General features: G+C 60.7%; 17 protein-coding genes and 2 tRNA genes. 15 read left to right on the top strand and 4 right to left on the bottom strand.

Translation table 11 applies throughout. The features are described from left to right. Positions 1–463: 463 nt before the first annotated feature. Both rpmF and EKN07_RS12845 read left to right on the top strand, forming a co-directional pair. The gene (gene rpmF / locus EKN07_RS05795; protein ID WP_108715975.1) at positions 464–628 is read left to right on the top strand and encodes a 50S ribosomal protein L32; all 165 of its coding nucleotides are present in this window, start codon (positions 464–466) and stop codon (positions 626–628) included. A gap of 928 nt (positions 629–1,556) precedes the next feature. Then, on the top strand, positions 1,557–5,012 hold the full coding sequence (locus tag EKN07_RS12845) for a MaoC/PaaZ C-terminal domain-containing protein (RefSeq protein ID WP_206435681.1): 3,456 nt from the start codon (positions 1,557–1,559) through the stop codon (positions 5,010–5,012). A 326-nt stretch (positions 5,013–5,338) separates the two neighbouring features. Here the strand turns inward: EKN07_RS12845 and EKN07_RS05785 are convergent, their stop codons facing one another. After that, entirely contained in the window at positions 5,339–7,861 is a 2,523-nt protein-coding gene (locus EKN07_RS05785) for a YhgE/Pip domain-containing protein (RefSeq protein ID WP_126145866.1), read from the bottom strand. Next, positions 7,858–10,602, bottom strand: coding sequence for an MMPL family transporter (locus EKN07_RS05780; protein WP_241228143.1), 2,745 nt, complete (start codon positions 10,600–10,602; stop codon positions 7,858–7,860). The genes EKN07_RS05785 and EKN07_RS05780 overlap by 4 nt, the downstream gene beginning before the upstream one ends. A 259-nt stretch (positions 10,603–10,861) precedes the next feature. Between EKN07_RS05780 and EKN07_RS05775 the strand changes: the two genes are divergently transcribed. Next, positions 10,862–11,470 carry a TetR/AcrR family transcriptional regulator gene (locus tag EKN07_RS05775; protein WP_126145864.1) on the top strand — a complete coding sequence of 203 codons (609 nt, stop codon included), beginning with the start codon at positions 10,862–10,864 and terminating at the stop codon, positions 11,468–11,470. A 445-nt stretch (positions 11,471–11,915) separates the two neighbouring features. Beyond that, a complete protein-coding gene (locus EKN07_RS05770; protein ID WP_108715968.1) occupies positions 11,916–12,479 on the top strand; it encodes a hypothetical protein in 564 nt (187 codons plus the stop codon). Positions 12,480–12,527: 48 nt separating this feature from the next. Here the strand turns inward: EKN07_RS05770 and EKN07_RS05765 are convergent. Further along, positions 12,528–12,601 (bottom strand) — tRNA-Gly (locus EKN07_RS05765). 375 nt (positions 12,602–12,976) lie between these two features. Here EKN07_RS05765 and EKN07_RS05760 point away from each other — a divergent pair. From EKN07_RS05760 to EKN07_RS05735, 6 genes are all read left to right on the top strand, one after another. Beyond that, positions 12,977–13,612: a hypothetical protein gene (locus EKN07_RS05760; protein WP_108715967.1), complete on the top strand. Its 636-nt coding sequence runs from the start codon at positions 12,977–12,979 to the stop codon at positions 13,610–13,612. After that, entirely contained in the window at positions 13,609–14,220 is a 612-nt protein-coding gene (locus EKN07_RS05755; protein ID WP_126145863.1) for an OmpA family protein, read from the top strand. The genes EKN07_RS05760 and EKN07_RS05755 overlap by 4 nt, the downstream gene beginning before the upstream one ends. 138 nt (positions 14,221–14,358) lie before the next feature. Then, positions 14,359–14,435 (top strand) — tRNA-Pro (locus EKN07_RS05750). Between the two features lie 240 nt (positions 14,436–14,675). Further along, complete coding sequence (gene tig, locus EKN07_RS05745) at positions 14,676–16,337, top strand: trigger factor (RefSeq protein WP_126145862.1); 1,662 nt, start codon at positions 14,676–14,678, stop codon at positions 16,335–16,337. A 348-nt stretch (positions 16,338–16,685) separates the two neighbouring features. Further along, positions 16,686–16,886, top strand: coding sequence for a hypothetical protein (locus tag EKN07_RS05740; RefSeq protein WP_126145861.1), 201 nt, complete (start codon positions 16,686–16,688; stop codon positions 16,884–16,886). A gap of 322 nt (positions 16,887–17,208) precedes the next feature. Then, complete coding sequence (locus EKN07_RS05735) at positions 17,209–17,931, top strand: hypothetical protein (protein WP_126145860.1); 723 nt, start codon at positions 17,209–17,211, stop codon at positions 17,929–17,931. 290 nt (positions 17,932–18,221) lie between these two features. Here the strand turns inward: EKN07_RS05735 and EKN07_RS12525 are convergent, their stop codons facing one another. Then, positions 18,222–18,368 (bottom strand): hypothetical protein, encoded by a 147-nt coding sequence (locus tag EKN07_RS12525; RefSeq protein ID WP_164546610.1) that lies wholly within the window; start codon positions 18,366–18,368, stop codon positions 18,222–18,224. Positions 18,369–18,460: 92 nt separating this feature from the next. Between EKN07_RS12525 and EKN07_RS05730 the strand changes: the two genes are divergently transcribed. From EKN07_RS05730 to EKN07_RS05710, 5 genes are all read left to right on the top strand, one after another. Next, positions 18,461–19,120, top strand: coding sequence for an ATP-dependent Clp protease proteolytic subunit (locus EKN07_RS05730; RefSeq protein WP_126145912.1), 660 nt, complete (start codon positions 18,461–18,463; stop codon positions 19,118–19,120). A 74-nt stretch (positions 19,121–19,194) separates the two neighbouring features. Further along, the gene (locus EKN07_RS05725; RefSeq protein WP_126145911.1) at positions 19,195–19,809 is read left to right on the top strand and encodes an ATP-dependent Clp protease proteolytic subunit; all 615 of its coding nucleotides are present in this window, start codon (positions 19,195–19,197) and stop codon (positions 19,807–19,809) included. A 65-nt stretch (positions 19,810–19,874) separates the two neighbouring features. Then, complete coding sequence (locus EKN07_RS05720) at positions 19,875–20,063, top strand: hypothetical protein (RefSeq protein WP_126145859.1); 189 nt, start codon at positions 19,875–19,877, stop codon at positions 20,061–20,063. A gap of 193 nt (positions 20,064–20,256) precedes the next feature. Next, positions 20,257–21,528 carry an ATP-dependent Clp protease ATP-binding subunit ClpX gene (gene clpX / locus EKN07_RS05715; RefSeq protein ID WP_126145858.1) on the top strand — a complete coding sequence of 424 codons (1,272 nt, stop codon included), beginning with the start codon at positions 20,257–20,259 and terminating at the stop codon, positions 21,526–21,528. Positions 21,529–21,727: 199 nt separating this feature from the next. After that, entirely contained in the window at positions 21,728–22,084 is a 357-nt protein-coding gene (locus EKN07_RS05710; protein WP_108716705.1) for a chorismate mutase, read from the top strand. The last annotated feature ends 183 nt before the right edge of the window (positions 22,085–22,267 follow it).

The following is a 22,267-nucleotide window of genomic DNA, read 5'->3' as shown; positions in this document are numbered from 1 at the left end:
CACTCATTGACGAGGCACTGCGAGGACTCATCGGATGTGCGCGTCACTGGCCATAAGTGCCGGTGGTCGGGGTGTTGCTGACGGTGGGCGTTCACACTTCCTACTGCGGTCGAAGTTCGATATGTGGTGGCTCTGCTTCGATGTGCATGGTTGGATTTGGACTGCGGTGGGCGAAGCTGAGCATATGCGAACAACTTTGCGATCAGTGCGGCTCTGCTCTGTTCATTCGACGAATGAGCGGCATGCGTAGAGGGGACTTATGCCGTCGGGGCAGGAAAGAGAGTGTGAGCAACTTGCTGTGAGCAACTCCTCGCGGATGGCGCCTGCACAGCTCGCCTCCGGAATGGCGGGGAGGGGCTTGGGCGGGTAAAATGCTGACTTGTGTGCGCCGGTGAAATGCCGGTGCGGAAGAAAGAAGACGGGCCGCCGGCCGGCGGTTGATTGATGGAGAGGAGCGGTAGACATGGCAGTTCCCAAGCGCAAGATGTCCCGCAGCAACACTCGCTCTCGTCGTTCCCAGTGGAAGGCCGAGCTGACCGAGCTTCAGACCGTCCGCGTTCAAGGGCGCGAGGTGCGCATTCCGCGCAAGCTGGCGAAGGCCTACCAGACTGGCCTGCTGAGCGACTGACATAAAGCTAGCGAGAGGGGATCCGGTTCCGGGTCCCCTCTTTTGCTTTGGGCTTTGCTGCCGGCGCCCGATTAGCACGGGTGATATGACTCAGCGCAGGTGCTATGAGCTCGCCCTCGCCAGAAGTGCTGGCTGGTGTAATGGCGCCCTGCTAACACGGATGCTTTGGGAACGCGTCCCTGGCAGGCGGGCGTGGCGTCCTGTGCGTTCTTCGAGAGCGATGCACCTAGCATATGTTCCTAACATATAGGGGCGGTGCGCATGTATGGGCGGCCAATCCGGCCTTTAGGCCGACAATGCGCTGCGTGGCAGCGCCAACGCGGCTCGGTGCCCGTCGCACGCGCCTCCTGCAGGCCGAGAATGCGGCCTTGGTGGGCTACAGGTGTCAAAATCCCGTCCAAACGATGAGTTCGCCAAACAGCCATCGCTTCAAATCCGCGGAATTCCGCCATTCTTTAAATTGAGCGATTCCATTTTGTTTCCGTTTGGACGGGATTTTGACACGGACGCTTTGGGGCGTGCGCACTATTGGGCTGATCGCGTCCCTCAGGCAGGTGTGACCTGGACGAGGGGCCAGCCAAGGGCAACTGAAACAAGTATGGTGGGTGGGTAGGCGTGTTGCGATGCATGGGTGGTCGTCGCGCACGTAGTCGTTCGCATGTGTGATGCGTGGGTGGTCGTCGCGCATGTAGTCGTTCGCATGTGTGATGCGTGGGAGGTTGTTGCACATGTAGTCGCTAATGGCTGCAACGCGCATGTGGTCGTTTGTGGCTGCGTTGCGTACGCGCTCGTTTGCGGCCGCGACCCGTGGGAGGTCGTTGCGCATGTAGTCGTTCGCATGTGTGATGCGTGAGTCGTCATTGCGCACGTAGTAGCTCGCGCGCAACGCGCAAGCGTTCTAGGCAGCCAATGGGAATTCGGAGGGCACATGGCAAGGTCGCACATCAAGCAACTGGGTCGTCTCGCCGCTGTGGCCGTTAGCAGCGCGAATAGGAAACAACCAGTACGGCAGTCGCTTGGGAATGGGCCATGCATCACGACGACGGCGTCCGTGACGCGCGAGCAGGTGGCGACCTTCGCCAAGTTTCTCGGTGTGGAGGGTCCCAGGGTTCAGGGCTCTCTGATGGTTCCTCCGGGCCTGTTACATGCGCTGTGTTTCGAGCCGAGTGTGGAGGTACTTGCCGATCAGCGGCTACCTGTTTCACTGCCAAGGCTGGTGGTGACCGGGCAGTCATGGCGGCTCCTGCGCCCGGTGAAGACGGGGGACCGGCTGGATATCCAGGTGCGAGTGGGTGGCGTACACGAGGACTCTGCCGGCACGCATCTGGAACTGTTCTGCTCGGTGTGGCTCGCGAATGAAGGGCCTGCGAGCGGAGGGTCTTCCAGCCGGACAGCGGCCAATAGACGATCTCTATCGCGCCTGTGCTACGAAGAGGCTATTTCCTATCTGTCTCGGCGAACGCGCCGAGGCGCCGAGTCCATCGGGCAGGAAAGGCAGCGGGAACTACAACTAGACCGAGAGAGCTGGCAGGGTAGTCCGCTAATGCGAGAGGAACGGGAGGGGCGAGAAGGCCTTCCCGGAGCGGCTGGGCATGAACAGCGTGACAATGAGGCCTCAAACGCCGCACACGGGAAGCAGGAGGATCATTCGGGACGTGGCAGGCGGGTGAATCTGGACCATCTGCACGGGAACGAGAACCAGCGGACGCTGGAGGAACTCGCTGGAGGAGACGGTGTTGAGAAGCAAGCCGATAAGCCCGCAGGCACCGCGCGTGAGATGCAGGAAAGCGACGAAGGCGGTTCTGCGGCACCTGTCGTGCTCCCGGTACCGGATGCCCGCAGCCGATACGGCGTCAACTCGGCGGGCAGGCTCGACGTCGGACAGTGTCCCCAAATGGCCCGCCGTGCTTTTTCTATCGCTGATTCGCGTCAATGGGCACGACTGACAGGTGACGCCAACCCCATTCACATGTCCGCAGTGTCGGCGCGGCTCTTTGGATTTCGCCGCGCGATTCTGCACGGGGCTGCGCTTGATGCGTGGGCTGCCACCCAAGCGGGGATAGACGGGCGAACCCCCTGTGCCGGGGCTGCTTATTTTCGGGCGCCCGTGATGCTTCCGGCCACCGTCGAGTTGGTGCTGCTGGGGGCAGGTACTCCACAGGCTAGGGGCGCGCTCGATTCACAGGGCAGTCGCCCGCTCCAGGAGTGCTTTCCCAAGGACGGTGCAGAGGAATCTGCGGGCTGGGAGCGGCAGCCCGCATCTGAGGTGCGAGAGGCGCAGTCTGGAAGCACGGAATCGCAGTCCACGACTGGTATGCCGACAATTGGACCTTCTGTACGGCAAGCCGAGGCCCGACGAACCGAGCGCGGACAACCCGAGGTGGGAGTTCAACGGTCCGGTTCGGCGGAGAGGGAGCCGGATGTCGAGGTTCGAGGGCAACAGCACGGAACGCAGCGCAACGGTTATGGAAGTGTCGTCGGACCGCGCCTGGACTACGCGATACTGGACGAGCGCAACGGGCGTGATCTCGTGCATCTGTGTTACGCCGTCGTCGCAGATGGGACGCGTGACTCAGCAGCGGATATGCCGCATACGGTTTCAGATGAGATGTCGGAGCCGGTAGACCACAACGAAGAGCTGTTGTCGCAGCGCATTTTGAGCGTCCCTGCCAGCGAGACTTCTGACGAGCGGGCGGAAGGCCACTGGCATGGCCGCTCGCAGCGCGCTGTGGACACCTCAGCCGATGACACCGCGGAGGAATTCCTTGGCGGCGGGTTGATACGCCACCGTCCTTCGCCGTATCGGCTGTCGCTCCCGCGCGAGGACGGACGTCTCACATCGACGGCGGTGACGCGGGGAATGTGCCTGGCTGCTGCGGGCAAAAACTCCGAGCTGCGGCAACTTATCGCGTCGGCCGATCCTTGGTGGCGTGCGTACCGCGACGCCATGACGGCGCTCTCGGCCTATGACGCACCGCAGATTGGCGCCCAGGCCGCGCGGGCCGGCCTGGAGTTCATCGCCGCTACTATTCGGACCGGTGATGGGCGGGTGATCGGCGAGGTGACGATGCGCGACATCGGCTGTGGGACGGTCATTGCGGGCGCGGCTAGTCAGGTAGCCGATGAGGCGCTGCCCGCGTGGCGTAACGGCGGTGAAACTTTCCTCACGTGGCTGGGGGAGTGGCGGAAGGCGGGCCGAATCCGCCCCGCAGCAGCCAACGCGCTTCGCGAGCTTGCGCTGGCACCAGCCTTGCCGGATTTATCCGAGTGGACCTTCGTGTGTCTGGGTGCCTCCGCCGAGCTTTCACCCGCGCGCACGTTGCTGGCTTTGGGAGCGCGCGTGGCCGCGGTGGGGCGCCCGGCTTCTCCCGGCGTGCGCGCGTTGACCTCGTACGCTGCCACGACGGCTGGCACACTCTTTCTTCCCCCGAGCGGTGTCGGCGACGTGGTCGACGATCCCGGAGCGATTGCCGGGTGGGCAGCGCAGTTGCCTGGACGCCTGGTGGTTGTTGACACACTGTATGCGCCCGGATCGCAGTTCTTATTGGCGGCGGCAGGTGCCGACGTCGTCGAGCGCCTACTCATCGAAGCACGTCCGGACATAGCGCTCGCCTGGTACGGGACTCCGACCGACGCGTATTTCCTGCTCGATCTCGCGCCTCGCACCCGATTTGGCACGGGAGCGCTGGCACACGCCGTAACCGCCTACGCCAAAGTGCGCCGATTGGAACCGGCTCGGAAACCCGGCGTATCCGCCACTGGTCAAGGAGCAGCGCGGCAAGGGATTCACAACGCCTTGTGCAACGGCAACAACGGTATCCAGCGCGGCGCATATGCTGGTTGCTCCGACGGCGACTCCGCCCCCACCGTTTCTGCCTGCGCCTGCTCGGCCGACTCCGCCCCCACCCACGTCCGTGCGACGCATACCGGTTCAGAAGGTGATGTACACGGCGACCACGGGGCGAATGTATACAACGGTTTCATTGACGTGCAGGGGCCGAACTATGCTGCGGCGAAACGGATCGGCCGGTGGCGCGCAACTGTCGAGCAGGCGGCTGGGCGCGTAGTTTCCTATAATGTCGGGCCGCTGGCGCGCACCGAGTCTGTGCTCTCATCCAGGGCGCTGCGCGCTGCATACGCTGGGCTCGAGCGGCTCGGGATGCCACCGCTGGATGCTGCGGCTGCAGCTGAGCTCATGGCTGGGCTCCTGGTGTGGGATATAACCCACCCGGCTCCAATTGCGCCCGATTTCCTCACCGATAAGGCAATTGATTGCGGGCTGTTCACAAGCTCCTACCGACCGAATGACTTGATGGCGGCCGCAGTATTACTGGGAGCAGACGGCTTTGTACGGCGTGGTACACGTAGCGGTCGCAGCCACTAGAGACCAAGCTGCCGCGCGCGGACATTATAGCCGCCAGGGGCCAAGCCACTGTACGTAACTTTTGCGTTCAGAGGACCAGCCACCGCACGTAGCCGTCGCTGCCAGAGGGGTTCGCCCGTTGCACGTAGCCGTCGCTGCCAGAGGGGGCCAAGCCACCGTACGAAGCAATCGCTACCACCGGAGACCAGGTGCCGCGTGTGACCATCGCGAGCATACCGAGGACAACTGCTGCACGCAGCCACAGCTGCAAAGGCCTGACGTCGCGCCTGGCAGCCTGCCCTCCGGCCCGATCCCTCTACGCTCGTGCCCTACGCTCGTGCCCCGCCCTACGCCTGTGCTGCGGCGGCGCGCAGTGAGCCGAGGCTGGTCTGGCGGCGGCGCGCAACCGCAGCTATCGAGGCGACGAAGGCGACTACGGCCCAAGCCACAACTACGGCGATAGCCCTTCCGACAGATGGACCGATGCCGGTAATAAGCGTGGTGAGGGCGTCAGCCGCCGTCGGCAGTGGGAACGCCTGCCGGACCGCTGTGAAGACACCGCCCGGCTGTGCGGGCAGAACGCCATCCATTGAAACTACCTGCGCAACCAGCAAGAACAACGAGGCGATGACGCCTCCGCGTTGCCCGAATACGGCCAGCAGGCCCTGATGGACGATGGTCAAGCTGATCGCCGTGCAGGCAATGACCACAAGTACTGCCATAGGATGTGCGAGCGAAACTCCGGTTGCGACCAGCACCGCTGCCAGAAGCACGGACTGCCCGAGCGCGAAGAGTACGGCGGGTCGCGCGGAGCTACGCACGAAGTTAACGGGCGTAGTAGCAGAAGCGATACGCCTGCTGCCCATCGCGCCCAGTCCGACCACGGTAATCAATGCGCCGATCCACAATGCGATCACGGAGGCGCCTCCCGCCAGCGATGTCTTCGTGCCCGCTTGGGCGGATGAATAAGAAACGTTGATGGGGGAAGCGATGGCGTTGGACATGGCCGAGGCTTCGTCGGTGTCATACACCGGGATTTGATTGCCGGCATCGCGCAGTCCGTCAACCAGCGTGTTCGCGCCGTCGGACAGGGTGAATGATCCCTCGGCAAGCGATTGGGCACCTCCGGCGAGCGTCTCGGCGCCGTCGGAGGCGCTTACCGCTCCGTCCGCAAGTGTGTTGGCTCCGGTGGAAGCCGTGACGGTTCCGTCCGAGAGTGTCCGCGCGCCGTCCGCGGCATCCGCCGTGCCGTCGGCGAGGTCGTTGGCCCCTTCCGCCAGGGTATCCGCACCGTCGGCTGCGCTGGCAGTCCCGTCGGCGAGTGTGCTTGATCCAGAGGCTAGCCGGTTCGCGCCCGAGTTCAGCGACTGTGAATTGCTGCTCAGCGTGTTCAGCCCGTTGTTCAGAGTTGAACTGCCCGAGGCCAGTTGCTGGGCACCGGCGTTGAGCTGTGCGGCGTTGGGGCCCAAGAGGTTGCTGTCGATCTGCTCGGCGAGAGTGTCGATCCCACTTGAGACGCCGGAGGCCCCGGCGGACAGCGTCGAAACGCTCGTCTTCAACGTGCTTATTTGACCACTCAGCGACTGTGAAGAGGAACGGGCAGAGCTTGCTCCTGCAGAGAGTTGCTGGTTGAGAGTATCGGCGCCACCAGAGATCTCCTGCGCTATGGTGTTGGCGCCCTGACATGCGGCCGCATCACCCTGGCCGCAGGCTTCGATCAGGTCGGGGAGGGAATCCGCCGCCGCCTTCAGCTCCCCGGCGCCTTCCGCCGCAGAGTCAAGCTGGCCGGGCAGGCCATCGAGAGCAGCGGTGTCAACGTTCTGGAGCTCGCTGGCCAGTTGCGACAATCCGTCGGCCACTTGCGCTGCGCCGTCCTTCAAACTCACGGAGCTTGCACCGCTCGGCTGCGTTATGCCGTCATGAACCTGCTGGACGCCGTCGGTGTATGATGCAACGCCGGTCACGAGCTGATCGGCGCCCGTAGCGAGTGTGGCCGAGGCGGATGCGGCGTTATCAACGCCGGAGGTGTATCCGCTGACACCCGTGGACAAGGTACTTGCACCGGTGGAGAGCTGGTTGGAGCCGGTACGCAGGTCTGACATGCCGTTTGACAGTGTTGTTGCTCCGTTGGCGAGGCGTGACGACCCGTTCGTGAGCGTCGACATGCCGTCGGCGAGGGTAACGGATCCGTTGGCGAGTGTTGACATCCCGTCAGCAAGGGTTACCGTTCCGTTGGCGAGGCTACTGACACCGTCAGAGAGTGTTGCGCTGCCTTCTGCCAACTCGGAGGCGCCGTTGTATAGAGTGCTGGAACCGTCGGCGAGCGCTCCCGCGCCATCTGCGGCGTCTTCCATGCCCGAAGCTATCTGCCCTGTACCGGCCAGTGATGCATCCAGATAGTTGACGGTGAGCGTAGTACCGAATTCCTTGCTTGCCGATGTCACCACCGCATGCGAGATCAACCCCATTACTTCCGAGGAACCATTGGCTTCAATGCTTACCTGTGGAGCTGTCGTAGATGCGCCTTGCAGCACGTCGGCGATGCCGGATGAGAAATCCTTCGGGATTGTGACGACGGCGGCATACGTTCCGTCGCTCAGGCCGGTAGCGGCCGTGTCGGCGGAGACAATATCCCAGGTGAGGCTGGTACTGCCCTCAGACCCGGCTCCCTGCGTGAGTCGAGCCGTGATCTGGCGTCCGGCGGGCAGTGTTGTGCCGGAGTCGGGGGTTACGGGCTCGTCCAGGTTGACGATGGCGGCGCGCACGGAATGGATGTTGTCAATGCTGGAACTCGTGCCGGTCAGCGCTGTCAGTCCGATGAGCGAGGGAAGTAGAAGGACGAGCGCGAAGAGAATTGAACGGAGCTTCATTGTTGTCCCCTTGTCGTGATGGAATCACTGTCAGTTGCTAGATGTTTGGGTGATGCGGTGCCGGGAGAAGTGGGAGCAGTTCTCACCTGTAAAGCATCGGTTGGTGCTTCGCGCTGGTTGGTGGCGCGGGCATCGAAAGAGAGGTCTGAGGGAACGGCAAGATCAACCGGCCCGGTGACCAACACGGTGCGACCTTCTTCGTGCAACTCACGAATTCGTTGCCAACGGCGTGTGCCCGGGTTGTCCACGATAACAATGCGCGCCGTTGGGCTGAGCGCGTCGTCCCAGTTGCGCAGCGAGCTTGTCATACCCTGCACGGCGGATGTTCCGTCTGGTAGTGCGTGGTCGCCGACGACGACGCGGCCTTCCGTCGGTCTGAGCCTGGCAGAGACCACGGCGGCCAGCGCCGCCCGCGCAACGGTGTCATCACTGCAGAAGAGTCCCAACTCACCGGGCGCGAGGACGATACTCAAATCGTCAATGGCGACGTCGTTGCCTTCGGATACGACTAGGCGCTCAACTCGCAGCTCCGAGACGCCGTGCTCGGAAACCCAGTCCGCGTGCTCGAGTGCCCGTGCCAGTCCTTCGCCTTCTACGTCGACCACCGGTAGCAGCCGATCGAGCCAGCCCGGCAACCACCAGGCTTTGGGTCCGAGTAGCGTCATCAACGCTGGTATCAGCGTCATACGAACCAAAAAGGCGTCGCAGAAGATTCCGACCGTGAGGGCCACGGCGATCGGCTTCACGTAAACGTTCTGGTTTGAAACGAAGGCTGCGAATACACCGGTCATGATAATGGCTGCGGCGCTGACTACCTGAGCTGAGCCCACGAAACCCCGAATCACCGCACGTTGGGCATCATGGCTCCGGATCCACTCCTCGCGCATGCGAGACACGAGGAAGACCTCATAATCCATGGCTAGTCCGAACAACACGCCCATCACAATGACGGGCAAGAAGCAGATGACGGCGCCCACCTTCGATACGGCGAGAAGGTCGGCCAGCCAACCCCAACCAAAGATCGCGCCCACGGCTCCCATGCCCGCGCCCAGCGAGAGCACATAGCCAATCGTCGCTGTGACGGGGACGGCGATGGACCGGAACACAATCATCAATAGGATGAGCGAGAGCCCCACTACCACGATTCCAAAGGGCAAGAGGGCGGCGTTCAACTGGGTGGAGATGTCAATGGCGACGGCAGTTGTGCCCGTGACCATGAGATCATTGATTCCGTACTCGGATTCGAAGTCGGGCGCCCGGGAGCGGATGTCTTTCACAAGTGCGGTTGCTTCCGGAGAGGACTGGCTGTGTTTGGGAATGATCTCAATGAATGCCAGTGAACCGTCTTGATTCGGAGTTGCCAGAGCCACATCTGCGACACCGTCGAGGCCGGCAAGATCATCGGCGAGATCGGAGACGACGGAAATGGGATCGTCGGTTTGCAGGAGATCGGCGAGAACGATGATTGGCGAGTTATAGCCGTCACCGTAGGCTTGGGCTATTGCATCATAAGCATCGCGGCGTTGCGTCCCCTCCCGTTGAAAGCCGCTGTCGGTGATGGCGAGGTAGACCCCGGAGATCGGCACGGTGAGCGTGCCCAGAACGGCGACGACGGCGAGGATGGCGATCACCGGGTGGTGCGTAACCGTGTTGATCCAACGTCTGGAGAAGCGCCCGGCGCGCTCTGCTCGGCCATTGCGTGGAGTGATGCGCTGCCCGAGTAGGCCGAGTGTGGCAGGTACAGCGGTCAGCGCGACGCACACTGCCATGGCGACCATAAATGCGGAGGAGATGCCCATGGCGGTGAGGAAGGGAATTCCGGCCACGGAAAGCCCACAGAGGGCAATAATCACGGTGATGCCGGCGAAGCTGACTGCGGACCCGGCGGTTGCCACCGCCCGCCCGGCGGCTTCATCGGGCGCGATACCTTTTGCCAGGTATTCTCGGGCACGTGAAATGATGAATAGTGCGTAGTCAATGCCGACGGCAAGTCCGATCATTACGGCGAGGACTGGCGTCACTGAGGTGATATCCGTAAATGCCGCCGCCACGAGGATGCCGAGCATGCCCACGGCCACTCCGATCAGTGCTGTAAGGATGGGGACCCCTGCGGCTAGGACTGAACCGAATGTGAGCAGCAGCACGATGGCGGCGATGATGATGCCTACGCCTTCGGTAGCGGAGAGTTCGATTCCGACGTCGAAACCGATGTTTCCCGCGATTTGCACCGTAAGTGCAGAATCGGCTTCTTCAAGTGTGCTGGCGGCGCTTTGCAGTTCCTCCGCGACTCTCGCGGCTTTGTCCGCATTGGTTTTAGTGAGTGTGCCGACGGAGTTGTCTGCCTGGACCTGGATGAGTACGTGGGCGCCGTGGTCGGAGACCGTGTTGGTTGAATCGGCGAAGGGATCAGAGGCGTGCGAGATGCCGGAGATCGCACCGGCGTCGGCAACGAATTGCTCAATTGCTGCTTGATGGGCGGTGATATCGCCGTCGTCGGTAGTGATGAGGACTCGTTCGCTGGTACCCGCCGCCTGGGGAAGCCGTTCCGATAGGACGTCGAGGCCGTCCATGGACTCCATTCCGGTGATGGTGAAAGAGCTGGAGAGATTCATCCCGAGAGCCGCGACGCCTCCGGCAAGCAGGGCGACAATCGCACACCATGCCGCGAGCACCCATCCACCGTGCCTTGCACACCAGCGGCCGATACGCAGTAGAAGCGCGGACAACGGCTCTCCTTCCATCAAGCAACTTTCAATACACAAGTGTACGGGATACACTTGTGTATTGAAACTGTCTAGTCGTGATGCTGACCATGAGGAAGCGCGATTCACAGTGAGGGGACGTGGGATGTACACGCGGGCGTTCAATCGATGCGACGTTGCCCCGCGCGCCGTGGATCGTCCAGACATCAGAATCAGCATCGCGATGTTTCGGTGGTGTAATAAGAATTGTGAGGCTGGACAAGCATCCCTGCAGCGGTTAGAGAAGAAGGGAAGAGGCATGAGCGAGACGAACATGTCGCTACGTAAGCGTGTGAATACTCGCGCGCGTTTGGTAGAGGCTGCCACGGTTGTTTTTGCGGAGAAGGGTTTTGCCGGTGCGCGCATCGACGACGTCGTTCACCAGGCCGGCTTCACCCGTGGCGCCTTCTACTCGAACTACTCCTCCATGCAAGAACTGCTCCGTGAGGTGATTGCCGCGCACGCGGCCACACTGCTGCAACATGCAGAAATCGCGCTCGGCTCCATCGAAGGAACTCCTGACGTAGATGCGATCATGGAATTGCTCGATGCGCTCCGGCCGGAAGGCAGAACGCTGTACATCCTCACGGCGGAGTACCGGCTCTATCGGCTTCGTTATCCAGAAGAGGGGGCGTTCCAGGAGGCGCGGCGGGAGTTTGGACGTACGCTCGCCAAGCTCGTCAGTACCGTTTTGCTCCGCATGGGCAGGAAGTCGACACTGTCCGACGATACGCTGGCTGATGTCGTTGCGGTTTTCTACCTCGATTCGATTGCCTCTCACTATCTGGAGCGTGAGGACGATGCCGGTTTGCTGCGTCAAGTCGTCGAGGCCATCGTGTTGGGCTTGAGTGAGCCGATTGGGCAGTAGCGAGGTGTGATGTGTGCCGCGCGTCTTGCTTCTTGGACGGCTAGTGCCTTCTGGCGAGTTGGGCGAGTGGGTTCACAACCAGGCTGGGTGGGCGCGTTCTGCACCGGCGTGGGTGTACGTGAGCGCTTGTCTGGTTCTGCACCGGTGCGGGTGTACGTGAGCGCTTGTCTGGCACATGGGGGGCTGATCGGCTCACGATCTAGCAAGATCGTTGCAGCGCGACCGTAACAACGATGCATTCCTAAAGCCAAGTAGTTGAGCTGAGTGGCACAGACTAGGCTCCAGACCGAGATACGGCGTCGGGCCTCAGCCGCAAGGCGGGCGGGGGTGGGAATGGCAATGCAGGTCAGGCACTCTCAGGATGAGCGACCGCCCACCTGCCCACCAATCGCTCCTTGTGTGCCATGAGGAACGATTCAGGCTGCGAGCCACTACACTGTGAGGTATGCCGCAGGAAGAGAGCACCAATTTCGTCACAGATCCCGTCTTACTTGAAGCAGCTTGCTCAAATTTGGGCGCATCCGGTGGATCGCCATTCCCGCACTACGAAGACATCGCGCACGCTATTGACGAAATTGACGGGCTTGACGTATTCGACATGTACTCCTCCTACACAGGGCTCGTATCCTCATTCGAAGAAATCAAGATCGCTAGAACTGGCACCGAGTACGTGCGGGACGGATACGTAATCAGGGATTACGCCTCGGTGCTTGTGTGCCGTATTGCACCAATCGCTGCCTTCACAGCCGGTCATACATGCTGGGACCGGATCGGTGAATATGGCGGATTCTCGAACGCTCCTGACTCCGCCGCACTTGTCGCAGAGCACCCATGGGACCCTGACCATCGGATCCCACAGATTCTTCATGACCATGGTTTCAGCATTCTGGACCCTCAGATCGGCCGCGAGACGATGCCCAACGGCCTAGAGGCAACGACGCTCCTAGGCGATGGCGACTTCTACAATGGGTGGACCGTCTTCGATGGTTGGTTTCACTGCATCGATTAGAAGGTTCGAATGAAAACGCAGGCGATCACGACTTTCAGATTCGATGAATGGAGCGAGCGACGGGAATCGAACCCGCGTAATCTGCTTGGAAGGCAGAGGCTCTACCATTGAGCTACGCTCGCATGCGCCTGCCGGGTTAGACCGTCAAACAGGTGCCCCACGAGGATAGCAGGAGATGGGGGTCTAGCGCATGTCGAAGGGCGTGCGAGAAGTGTGACTCGCGTCGTCGCCTCTTCTGCAGCAGTCGATGAGCGGCGCGGTGGTGCAGTAGGGGATGAGCGGCCGGGATGTATTAGTTCCGGTGATGAGTGCTAGGTACAAAGGCCGGTGACTGTTGCCAGGCACAAAGGTAGGTGGCGAGTCGGCGCAGTACCACATACTGCCGCAACACGCCCGGCGTTGTGAGCGGAATCATATGGGTATCATTCCCCATTGCGTGACCTGCGCCGGTCTGAAAGGGTGGAAACGTCCTAATCCCAATCTATTAGGAGATTGACATGTTTTCACCTCAGCAAGGGCGCACCCTCGTGCGCCGAGTCTTTGCCCTCACAGGGGTGCTCGCCCTGGCCGCCTCCATGGCAGCCTGCGGCAATAACAATAGCGACGATAACGGAGGCGGTGGCGATTCCACGGCGGCGCAGGACGTGCAGAGCGCGGCGGTCGAGGCCTCCGCATCCGGAGATGCCGCAACAGTTTCCGGTGAGTTGCCGGTGCTTAAATCAGCGACGGGGAAGTACAACGTGTATGCTCAAACCTTTGAATACGGAGAAGTGCGCATTGATATCAACGACGTATCCATTTCAGACGATTTGACAGTAGTCACGTTTTCGGCGACCAATGTCTCTGGTAGGGAAGTGTCTTTGGGCCTGCTTAGTAGATCGCGCACAATTGACAGGGACGTGAGTGCCGTGGAGCTGATTGACCAGAAGAACAAGAAGGTCTACAGGGCTGCGCATGATGAGGAGGATAGGTGCCTCTGCTCGCGGTTAGAGGGGGCTGCAGATCAGGTGCAGGCTGGAGACACTGTCTCGCTCTATGCCACCTTTGCTGCTTTGCCCGACGATGTGGAAACCGTGGATATTAGGGTTCCAGGCGTGGAACAACTCATCACCGATGTACAGGTGAGCCGATGAAACGCGTGGTAACAGCAGTATGTGCCATCGGGCTGAGCGCCCTCATCACACCCTTCGCGCTGGCAGAGAACTCCTCCGATGCCAGCGATTTTTCCACGTCCAAGCCGCAGCGTTACATTGCGCCCGCGGCCAGCTCCGCAACAAAACCCGCCAGTGCTCCCGTCCTCAGCTTCAGTGCGGAAGTCTTGAACTTTTACACTCCGATCGGCACCTTGGATGGTGCGGCGACGGTGGTTGAGGGTGAGGATGCTACGACGACGACTTTGTCGAGTGATGTGAATTTTGAGGTTGATTCGGCTGAGTTGACGGATCGGGCGCATGAGATTCTTGATGAGATGATCCAGGAGTGGGAGGAGGATCCGCCGAGTCGGGTGGTGATTACTGGTCATACGGATTCGGTGGATGATGATGCTCATAATCAGACTCTCTCGGAGCAGCGGGCTGATGCGGTCAAGAGTTATATTGACTCGAAGCTTCCTGGGTTGACGATTACTGCCGAGGGGAAGGGTGAGAGTGAGCCGATTGCTTCGGAGACGAATGAGGATGGCAGTGTGTCCGAGGAGGGCAGGGCTGCTAACCGTCGCGTAGAGATCGTCGCCGAGAAGTGACTGGCCTGGTGGTGGTGTCGGGCTCTGAACCCCGACACCACCACCCCACAGGACGGTGGTGAGCCACACGTATACCGGAAAGGTGCGCGCGGCCCCCATTTTCGCCTATTATTGGCGTCGCCCGGACTTGCCGGGCATCGGGGTATGGCGCAGTTTGGTAGCGCGCCCGCTTTGGGAGCGGGAGGTCGCGGGTTCAAGTCCCGCTACCCCGACCAATCACACAGGGACACCTCCAACCCAACCGTGCGTGTGTGCATTCTCGCGTTCCTGGATCGCAGCAAAGACGCGAAATGTCGTAAGATTGAGCGGTATGCGCGTATGTCAGCACCGGCTGGCTGCGGCGCCCACTGACAAGTGGACACCGGCCAGTGCCCGGCAGCGGGCGGCACGGATCCAGAAATATGCCGGACGGCCTGCGTGCCGTCCCCCTCGTCTAACTGAGTGGAGAGACCCCTGTGAAGAGCTCCGTCGAAAATCTCGAGCCCACCAAGGTCAAGTTGACCGTAGAGGTGCCGTTCGAGGAGTTCAAACCTGCTATCGACAAGTCCGCCAAGGACATCGCCGACCAAGTCAACATTCCCGGCTTCCGCCGTGGCCACGTGCCCGCACGCGTCATTGAGGCGCGTTTCGGGCGTGCCGCCATTGTGGAGGATGCGGTGAACAATTCCTTGGATGAGTATTACGCCGAGGCGGTGCGCGAGAACGATCTTCATCCGCTATCCCGCCCGCAGGTGGATGTTACAGCGGTTCCCGTCAATAACGGTGACACCTCACCGCTGGTCTTCGATGTGACGGTGGACGTGCGTCCCGCAATCGCCATTCCGGATCCGGCCGGTTTCACGCTCTCGGTTGACTCCGTCGCCGTGTCAGACAACGACGTCGAGGAGCGCCTGACCGCTCTGCGTGAGCGCTTCGGGACTCTCAAGGATGTGGAGCGCGCCGCTCAGGATCGCGACTACGTGACCATCGATATGGAAGCGAAGATCGGCGACGAGACCGTTGACTCGGTTTCCGGAGTCTCCTACCGTATCGGAGATGGCAATATGCTGGAAGGCCTCGACGAGGCCGTCACCGGCCTGGAGGCGGGCGGTAGCACCACCTTCACGTCGACACTGGCAGGCGGTGACCATGCCGGTGAAGAGGCGGAGGTCAGCGTGATGGTCTCGAACGTGAAGGAATCTGAGCTTCCCGAGGCGGACGACGACTTCGCGCAGCTCGCTTCCGAGTTCGACACCATTGATGAGTTGCGTGCCGACCTCCGCGAGCAGGTGGGCAAGGATAAGGAAACCAACCAGGTTCACGCCGCACGTGACCTGCTCTTGGATGAGCTGCGTAAGGCCGTGGAGTTCCCCTTGCCGCAGTCCGTGGTGGAAGAGGAGATCTCGCAGCATCTGCAGCGTGAGGGCAAGGAGCCCGGGGACGAGCATGGTGAGGAGATTCGCGAGGACACCGAGCGGATGATCCGCGATCAGCTCATGCTTGATGTCCTGGCCGAGAGCTTCAATGTGAATGTGGAACAGAACGAACTCTTCAACTTCCTTGTTGAACAGTCGCAGGCCTACGGTATGGACCCGAATCAGTTCATCCAGGCGGCCGCTTCCACGAATGAGTTGGGGGCCTTCGCCAGTGAACTCGCGCGGGGCAAGGCGCTGATTTCCGCGCTGCGCTTGGCCAAGGTTGTTGACGCTGACGGCAAGGAACTGGACGTTGTCGGCGTCGTCGGTGAGGCACCCGAAAACGAGACGGTACCGGATTTCGCGGCTATGGCGGAGAAGGTTGCCGAGCAGCAGGCCAAGGTGGCTGCAGATGCTGCTCAGGCGGGTTCTGACAAGGATGACGCCGAGGCCGCAGATGCGAACGATGCCGAGAAGGCAGCCAAGCCCGAGCCGAAGAAGCCTGCAAAGAAGGCGGAGAAGGCCGAGTCTAAGAAGGCCACCGCCGCAGAGGCGTCCCATGCAAAGGCCGAGGGTACCGAGCTCTTTAACCCGGCTACTGCAAAGGTGGACGAAGTGCTTGCCTACGTTGCCGGTGTAGACGACGTCGAAAAGGCTCGCGTACTGGAGGCTGAGAAGGCTGGAAAGGCACGCAAGACTTTGATCGAGAAGCTGCAGAGCTAGTAGCTCGCAGTACACACTACGTAAAGGATGGCGGGGCTTCAGCCCCGCCATCAGCATTAGTGCTCTGGTAGTCGAGCGGGGAGCGACAGTGTAGTTGTGCTGCAGTATGCGTAAGCGTTTATCGGCTAGAGTGCCGCTACTCCATAACACCGAACGAGATCCGTCATGGTGGCAACCGGGCAGCGGAATGAGATGAGTCACTTCTATCTCTTGCGTAGGGCCTGGAGAACTGATACATTTACCGTGTAACGCACAAGAGTTACACGGTACATTTCCGAGGGTGTCCGCAATGACGGGATGGGCACCGATCGGAATGTTCCGCCTACTGCAAGGATACGGAGGTGTATCATGGAGAGCCTTGGTCCAATAATCTTGGGCGGCTTAGGCGTACTTCTTGTCCTCGCGATAGCGGCGCTGCCGATTATCGCACTCGTCCTGCTCATCCGCTGGTTCCTACGGCAAGAACGCAAGGACCGCTGGCTCGAAGAACAAATGGCCGCTGTGCAGCCTATTACGGAACCGGACCGTGATCGAATGCCCTCAGCATAGCGGGCAGCGATGTTTGAAGGCTGCCTGTTGCCCGGTACGGTCCCTCACACGGTAAGCGACGTCTGCGATGTGTTTCGGAGCTCCGGAATCGGTCGACGGATTTATCGTGCGTACTCTGCGGTACAGGTATCACGGCCTTTCTCTCGCTGTCCGTATCTTGGGCGGACTGACATGAAGTTCAGTACTCCTTTACATCACAACAGTTGTATCTCGGTAGATGGAGCCGATGAGATAGAGACATCTACCGGCCGCATCACACATATGCAATACGACCACCTTTGCAACGTACAACGTTGCAAAGACACAATAGAAAGGAACTTCCATGAAGAAGAACCGACTCATGGCAGGGGTAGCCTCCCTGCTACTGGCAAGCGCACCAGTTGTTGTGCCACAAGCGGCGACTGCGGCGCCCTTTGATCTCGCCCATAGCAATGCGTTGGTATCTAGCTCTGATCGTATCGAGGATGAACTGGTCAGTTTCTTCGACCGATACGGTGTTCCCAAGACGCAGCAACAAGGACTCATTGACAAACTCAATAACGGCGTCGCCTGGGACTCGATGTCCGGAGCTTCGCCCGTGACAACAGAAACCTCTCGGGTTGGCGCCAGCGACGTCACCATCGAACGGTATGCGGATGGCTCCGTGGTCGTCTCCACGATCGATGCCGTTCCCGAGAATCCGGATGATCCAATGCCCGCCGGCATCTCTTCCTGTCGACTGGTGAGTTCCAGCAATTACCATGCAAACTACAAGAACTGCTTTGCGAACGTTGAGTTTGGCGTGTGGCAGATGGGTTTTCATTTTGACCGGAACACTGTCAAGGGCAGAGTTGGCTCTATTACAAGGTACTACGGTATGACCCACCGATTGATAGGCGGCTCGCTGTCTAATCATCGTTTTACAAAGTTCTCGAGCAGTCGTGTGCGTTACTCCGCGAATCTCTCCGTTCTCTTCAAGGGATTTCCCGCTGGCTGGACGGCATGGATGGAGGTTCGTTTGGGCACAGGTGGAGCAGCCTGGACAGTTCATAATTTCAAGTCCTAGCGAAGGAAAGAGAATGGTTGAGTCGGTGCCATCGATGAAGGTCATGTCGCGCTGAGTTGATGGCCGGGTACTTCGCCTTCCGTCGCGCGGGCCGTAGATACGTCGAACCGGCCGACTTACGTGGGGGTGCCGCGATCATCGCGGCACCCCCACCGGTGTTCAGCCGCATTACTACTTGGCTGCTCACTCGTTGTTGCTGCCACGTGATTCATGCTTTTGAAGCCTAGCGCTCCTAAAGGTAGCGTTGCGCCTACTGATCCGGTCGTAATCAGACCGCCGTACCTCCTCCGTCACGCCTCTGACTTTCGGCTCCGCAGCGTGACGAGAGTCTGTGCTTCCGAGAGTCTGCCCGCCACACGAATTCCGTTGGTCAACACGGATTCCGTTGCCAGCAGCCATGCGCCCAAAGCGAAATAACCGCCTCTTGCGGTGAACATGGTCGCGTCTTCGCGCTAAGGTGGCATATCGATACTAATCCAAGACGCTCTTGGGCCGGGGTCTCCCGGTCGAGGAAGGAAACCACGTGAGTATGCCTCAGTTGGCCGGCGACGATCGCCAGGGCCTGGGCCTTGGCGATTCGGTCTACAACAGGCTCCTGAAGGAGCGCATTATCTGGCTGGGGTCCGAGGTTCGTGATGAGAATGCCAATATTATCTGCGCCCAGATGATGCTGCTCGCGGCCGAAGATCCTGACAAAGACATTTACCTCTACATCAATTCTCCCGGCGGTTCCGTCACCGCCGGCATGGCGATTTACGACACCATGCAGTACGTGAAGCCCGATGTCGTGACGGTGGGGATGGGCATGGCGGCCTCGATGGGGCAGTTCCTACTTACCGCAGGGGCGAAGGGAAAGCGATACATCACGCCGCACACCCGCGTGCTCATGCATCAGCCATCCGGTGGAGCTGGCGGTTCCGCAACCGATATTCGTATCAATGCTGACCTCATCATCAAGATGAAGCAGGAGCTATCCGAGATCATCGCGGAGAACACCGGGAAATCAGTGGAGCAGATCATCGCCGACTCCGATCGCGATCACTGGTTCACTGCGCAGGAAGCCCTCGAATACGGCTTCGTCGATCACATCATCACGAATTCGCAGGCCGTTATCGGAACCACCAACGGCGAACCCGAGCTAGAGAGCGCCGGAGAGTCCGAGCAATACGAGCAGGAGCAGGGGGAGTGAAGCACATGTCAATGCATACGAATATCGCCACTGGTGCCGCCGTGGCTGGCCTGCCCGGAGGTAGTGCTCCGGCTATGCCGAGCTCACGGTATGTGCTGCCGAACTTCGAGGAGCGGACTCCTTACGGCTACAAGCGGCAGGATCCGTACGCGAAACTGTTCGAGGATCGGATCATCTTCCTCGGAGTTCAAGTGGACGACGCCTCTGCGGACGATGTCATGGCACAGTTGCTCGTGCTGGAATCCCAGGACCCGGATTCTCCCATCACCATGTACATCAACTCGCCGGGCGGCTCCTTCACCGCGCTCACGGCGATCTACGACACGATGCAGTACATCAAACCGGAGATCCAGACGGTGTGCCTGGGCCAGGCCGCCTCTGCGGCGGCGGTATTGCTGGCTGCCGGTGCGCCGGGGCGGCGCCTCGCTCTTCCCAACGCGCGCGTGTTGATCCATCAGCCCGCCATGGAGGGCATGCAGGGCCAGGCGTCCGATATTGCCATCGTCGCCGATGAATTGGACCGGATGACGAACTGGCTCTGCGACACCTTGGCTGCGCATTCGGGCAAGACAAGCGAAGAAATTGCGCAGGACATCCAGCGCGACAAGATCCTCACCGCCGAGCAGGCGAAGGAATACGGCCTCGTGGACCAGGTCCTGGTGTCCCGCAAGGCGAAGCCGCAGGCCTGATAGGCGGCAGGTACGCCTTGGCCGTCGGGCAGCAACCGGACGGCTCTGCGTCGGCTACTTGCCGCGTGGCATCGTTCATAGTGATCCCCGGGGGAGTGCTTCTCCCGGGGATCAGTCACGTACTACTCGTCTTCGTTGGGGAGGGCGGTGGTACTCGGGCCATCTGCCCGCGCGGTGAGCGGTACGGTCCAGGCCCGGACGACGCCGCCGAACTGGGCCCCATCTGCCCGCGCGGTGAGCGGTATGGCAGGTGAGCGGGCAGCAGGACGACTGCCCGCTGCAGCGTCGCAGTTGGAGGGATGGCACTGTGTCCGGCAGCGGACACATGGGCGATCATGGCACAGCCCACGTGTGATCACCGCGTGGAAACGTGCGAAATGCCGCGTCATGGTGTGAAATTGGAGAGAGGCCTATTCGGGCCCCACGCGCAATGAGGGAGAGAAGCCCATGCCACGAACGGCCGATGCCGCTGACATGCTGAAATGCTCGTTCTGTCAAAAGAGCCAGCGCCAGGTCAAGAAGCTCATCACCGGTTCGGGTGTGTACATATGCAACGAGTGCATCGAGCTGTGCAATGAGATCATCGAGGAGGAGCTCGGGCAGGAGGAATCGGCGTTCTCGCTCGAATCGCTTCCAAAGCCGCGCGAGATCTACGATTTCTTGGACGAGTACGTCGTCGGGCAGGCGGAGGCGAAACGAACGCTCGCCGTTGCCGTATATAACCACTACAAGCGGATCCGTTCGCAATCGCGTCCTCGCCGCAAGGACGACGACGAAGACGTGCAGATCGGTAAGTCCAACATTCTGCTGATCGGCCCCACGGGTACCGGTAAGACCTATCTGGCTCAGTCCCTCGCACGCATGCTGGACGTTCCTTTCGCGATCGCTGACGCCACCGCTCTCACCGAGGCCGGCTATGTGGGGGAGGACGTGGAGAACATCCTCCTCAAGCTCATTCAAGCTGCCGACGACGATATCAAGCGCGCTGAGGTCGGCATTATCTACATCGACGAAATCGATAAGATCTCGCGCAAGTCCGAGAACCCATCGATTACGCGTGATGTTTCCGGCGAGGGCGTGCAGCAGGCATTGCTCAAGATTATTGAGGGTACGGTCGCCTCGGTGCCGCCGCAGGGCGGCCGCAAACATCCGCAGCAGGACTACCTGCAAATCGACACGTCAAACATCCTGTTCATCTGTGCCGGCGCCTTCGCTGGAATGGAAGAGATTATCTCCTCGCGCGCAGGTCGTAGAGGCATCGGCTTTGGCTCCCAGTTGCACAGTGCCGACCAGGGCACGGAGGTGCTGAGCGAGGTAACACCCGAAGATCTTCACAAGTACGGCCTTATCCCCGAATTGGTCGGCAGGCTTCCCGTGGTGGCAACGGTGGATTCCCTGGACACCGATTCACTGGTGCGGATCCTGCGTGAGCCAAAGAATGCGCTGGTCAAGCAGTACCAGAAGATGTTTGAGCTTGATGGTGTACGCCTGACCATGGAAGATGACGCGCTGCGCGAGATCGCCGACGAAGCAATGGCACGCGGCACCGGTGCGCGCGGCCTGCGCTCCATACTTGAGTCGCTTCTCTCGGAGCCGATGTTCGAAATTCCCTCACGCGACGACGTCGAGGAGATCGTATTCGATGCTGCGGCAGCACGGGGCGAGTCCGAGCCGAAGCTCGCGCTCAAACGTAACGCTGCCCACGGGCGCACTGCCTGAGTGGCGTGAGTAGCAGGACGGCAACCATAGAACCGTCTCGCCATGCTGCCCGCATAGCGGCGTGAGCTGATCGCACCGCTACACTCTAATGTGATGCGGCGCGCGGGTGAAACGCCCGTGGGTGAAACGCCCATACCGCGGGTTTTCGGAGCCGGCTGCGTCAAACACGAAGTGACCGAGGAGAGTTCGTATGAATGCAATGCCTGAACCAGCCCAGACAGCAGCTTCAGCCGAGACCCCGAGGGTGCCTGTGGAGCTGGAGGGCTACCGTCGCACCATCGACAATTTGGACTCCGCCCTCGTTCATATATTGGCGGAACGCTTCCGGTGCACGCAGCAAGTCGGTTACCTGAAGGCGGAACGGGGTCTGCCGGCATCAGACCGCGCGCGAGAGGCCCGGCAGATCGCACGACTACGGCAACTTGCGGAGGAATCCGGGCTTGATCCTGTGTTCGCTGAGAAGTTCCTCAAGTTCATCGTCGCCGAGGTTATTCGTCACCACCAAGAGATCGCCGCCGAGCATGAGGCAGATGAGGACTCGCCCGACCACGGCTGAGATGTTGGACGGGCTCCCACCTATCCAGTAACAAGCTACACAGACTGCTGTCACCCGTCGTTCAGTGCGATATGCCGCGGCTCTTCGCAGGCTGACCACCGGTGTGCACAGCGTCGGCAGAGCAGAAGGGACGCACACTCGGAAATGAAACGCGGCGCCCACGCGGGGATCTGCCCGCATAGG

This window comes from Actinobaculum sp. 352, from assembly GCF_003957265.1.
Classification (GTDB): Bacteria; Actinomycetota; Actinomycetes; order Actinomycetales; family Actinomycetaceae; genus Asp313.
This window is presented reverse-complemented; position numbering and strand designations above follow the sequence as displayed.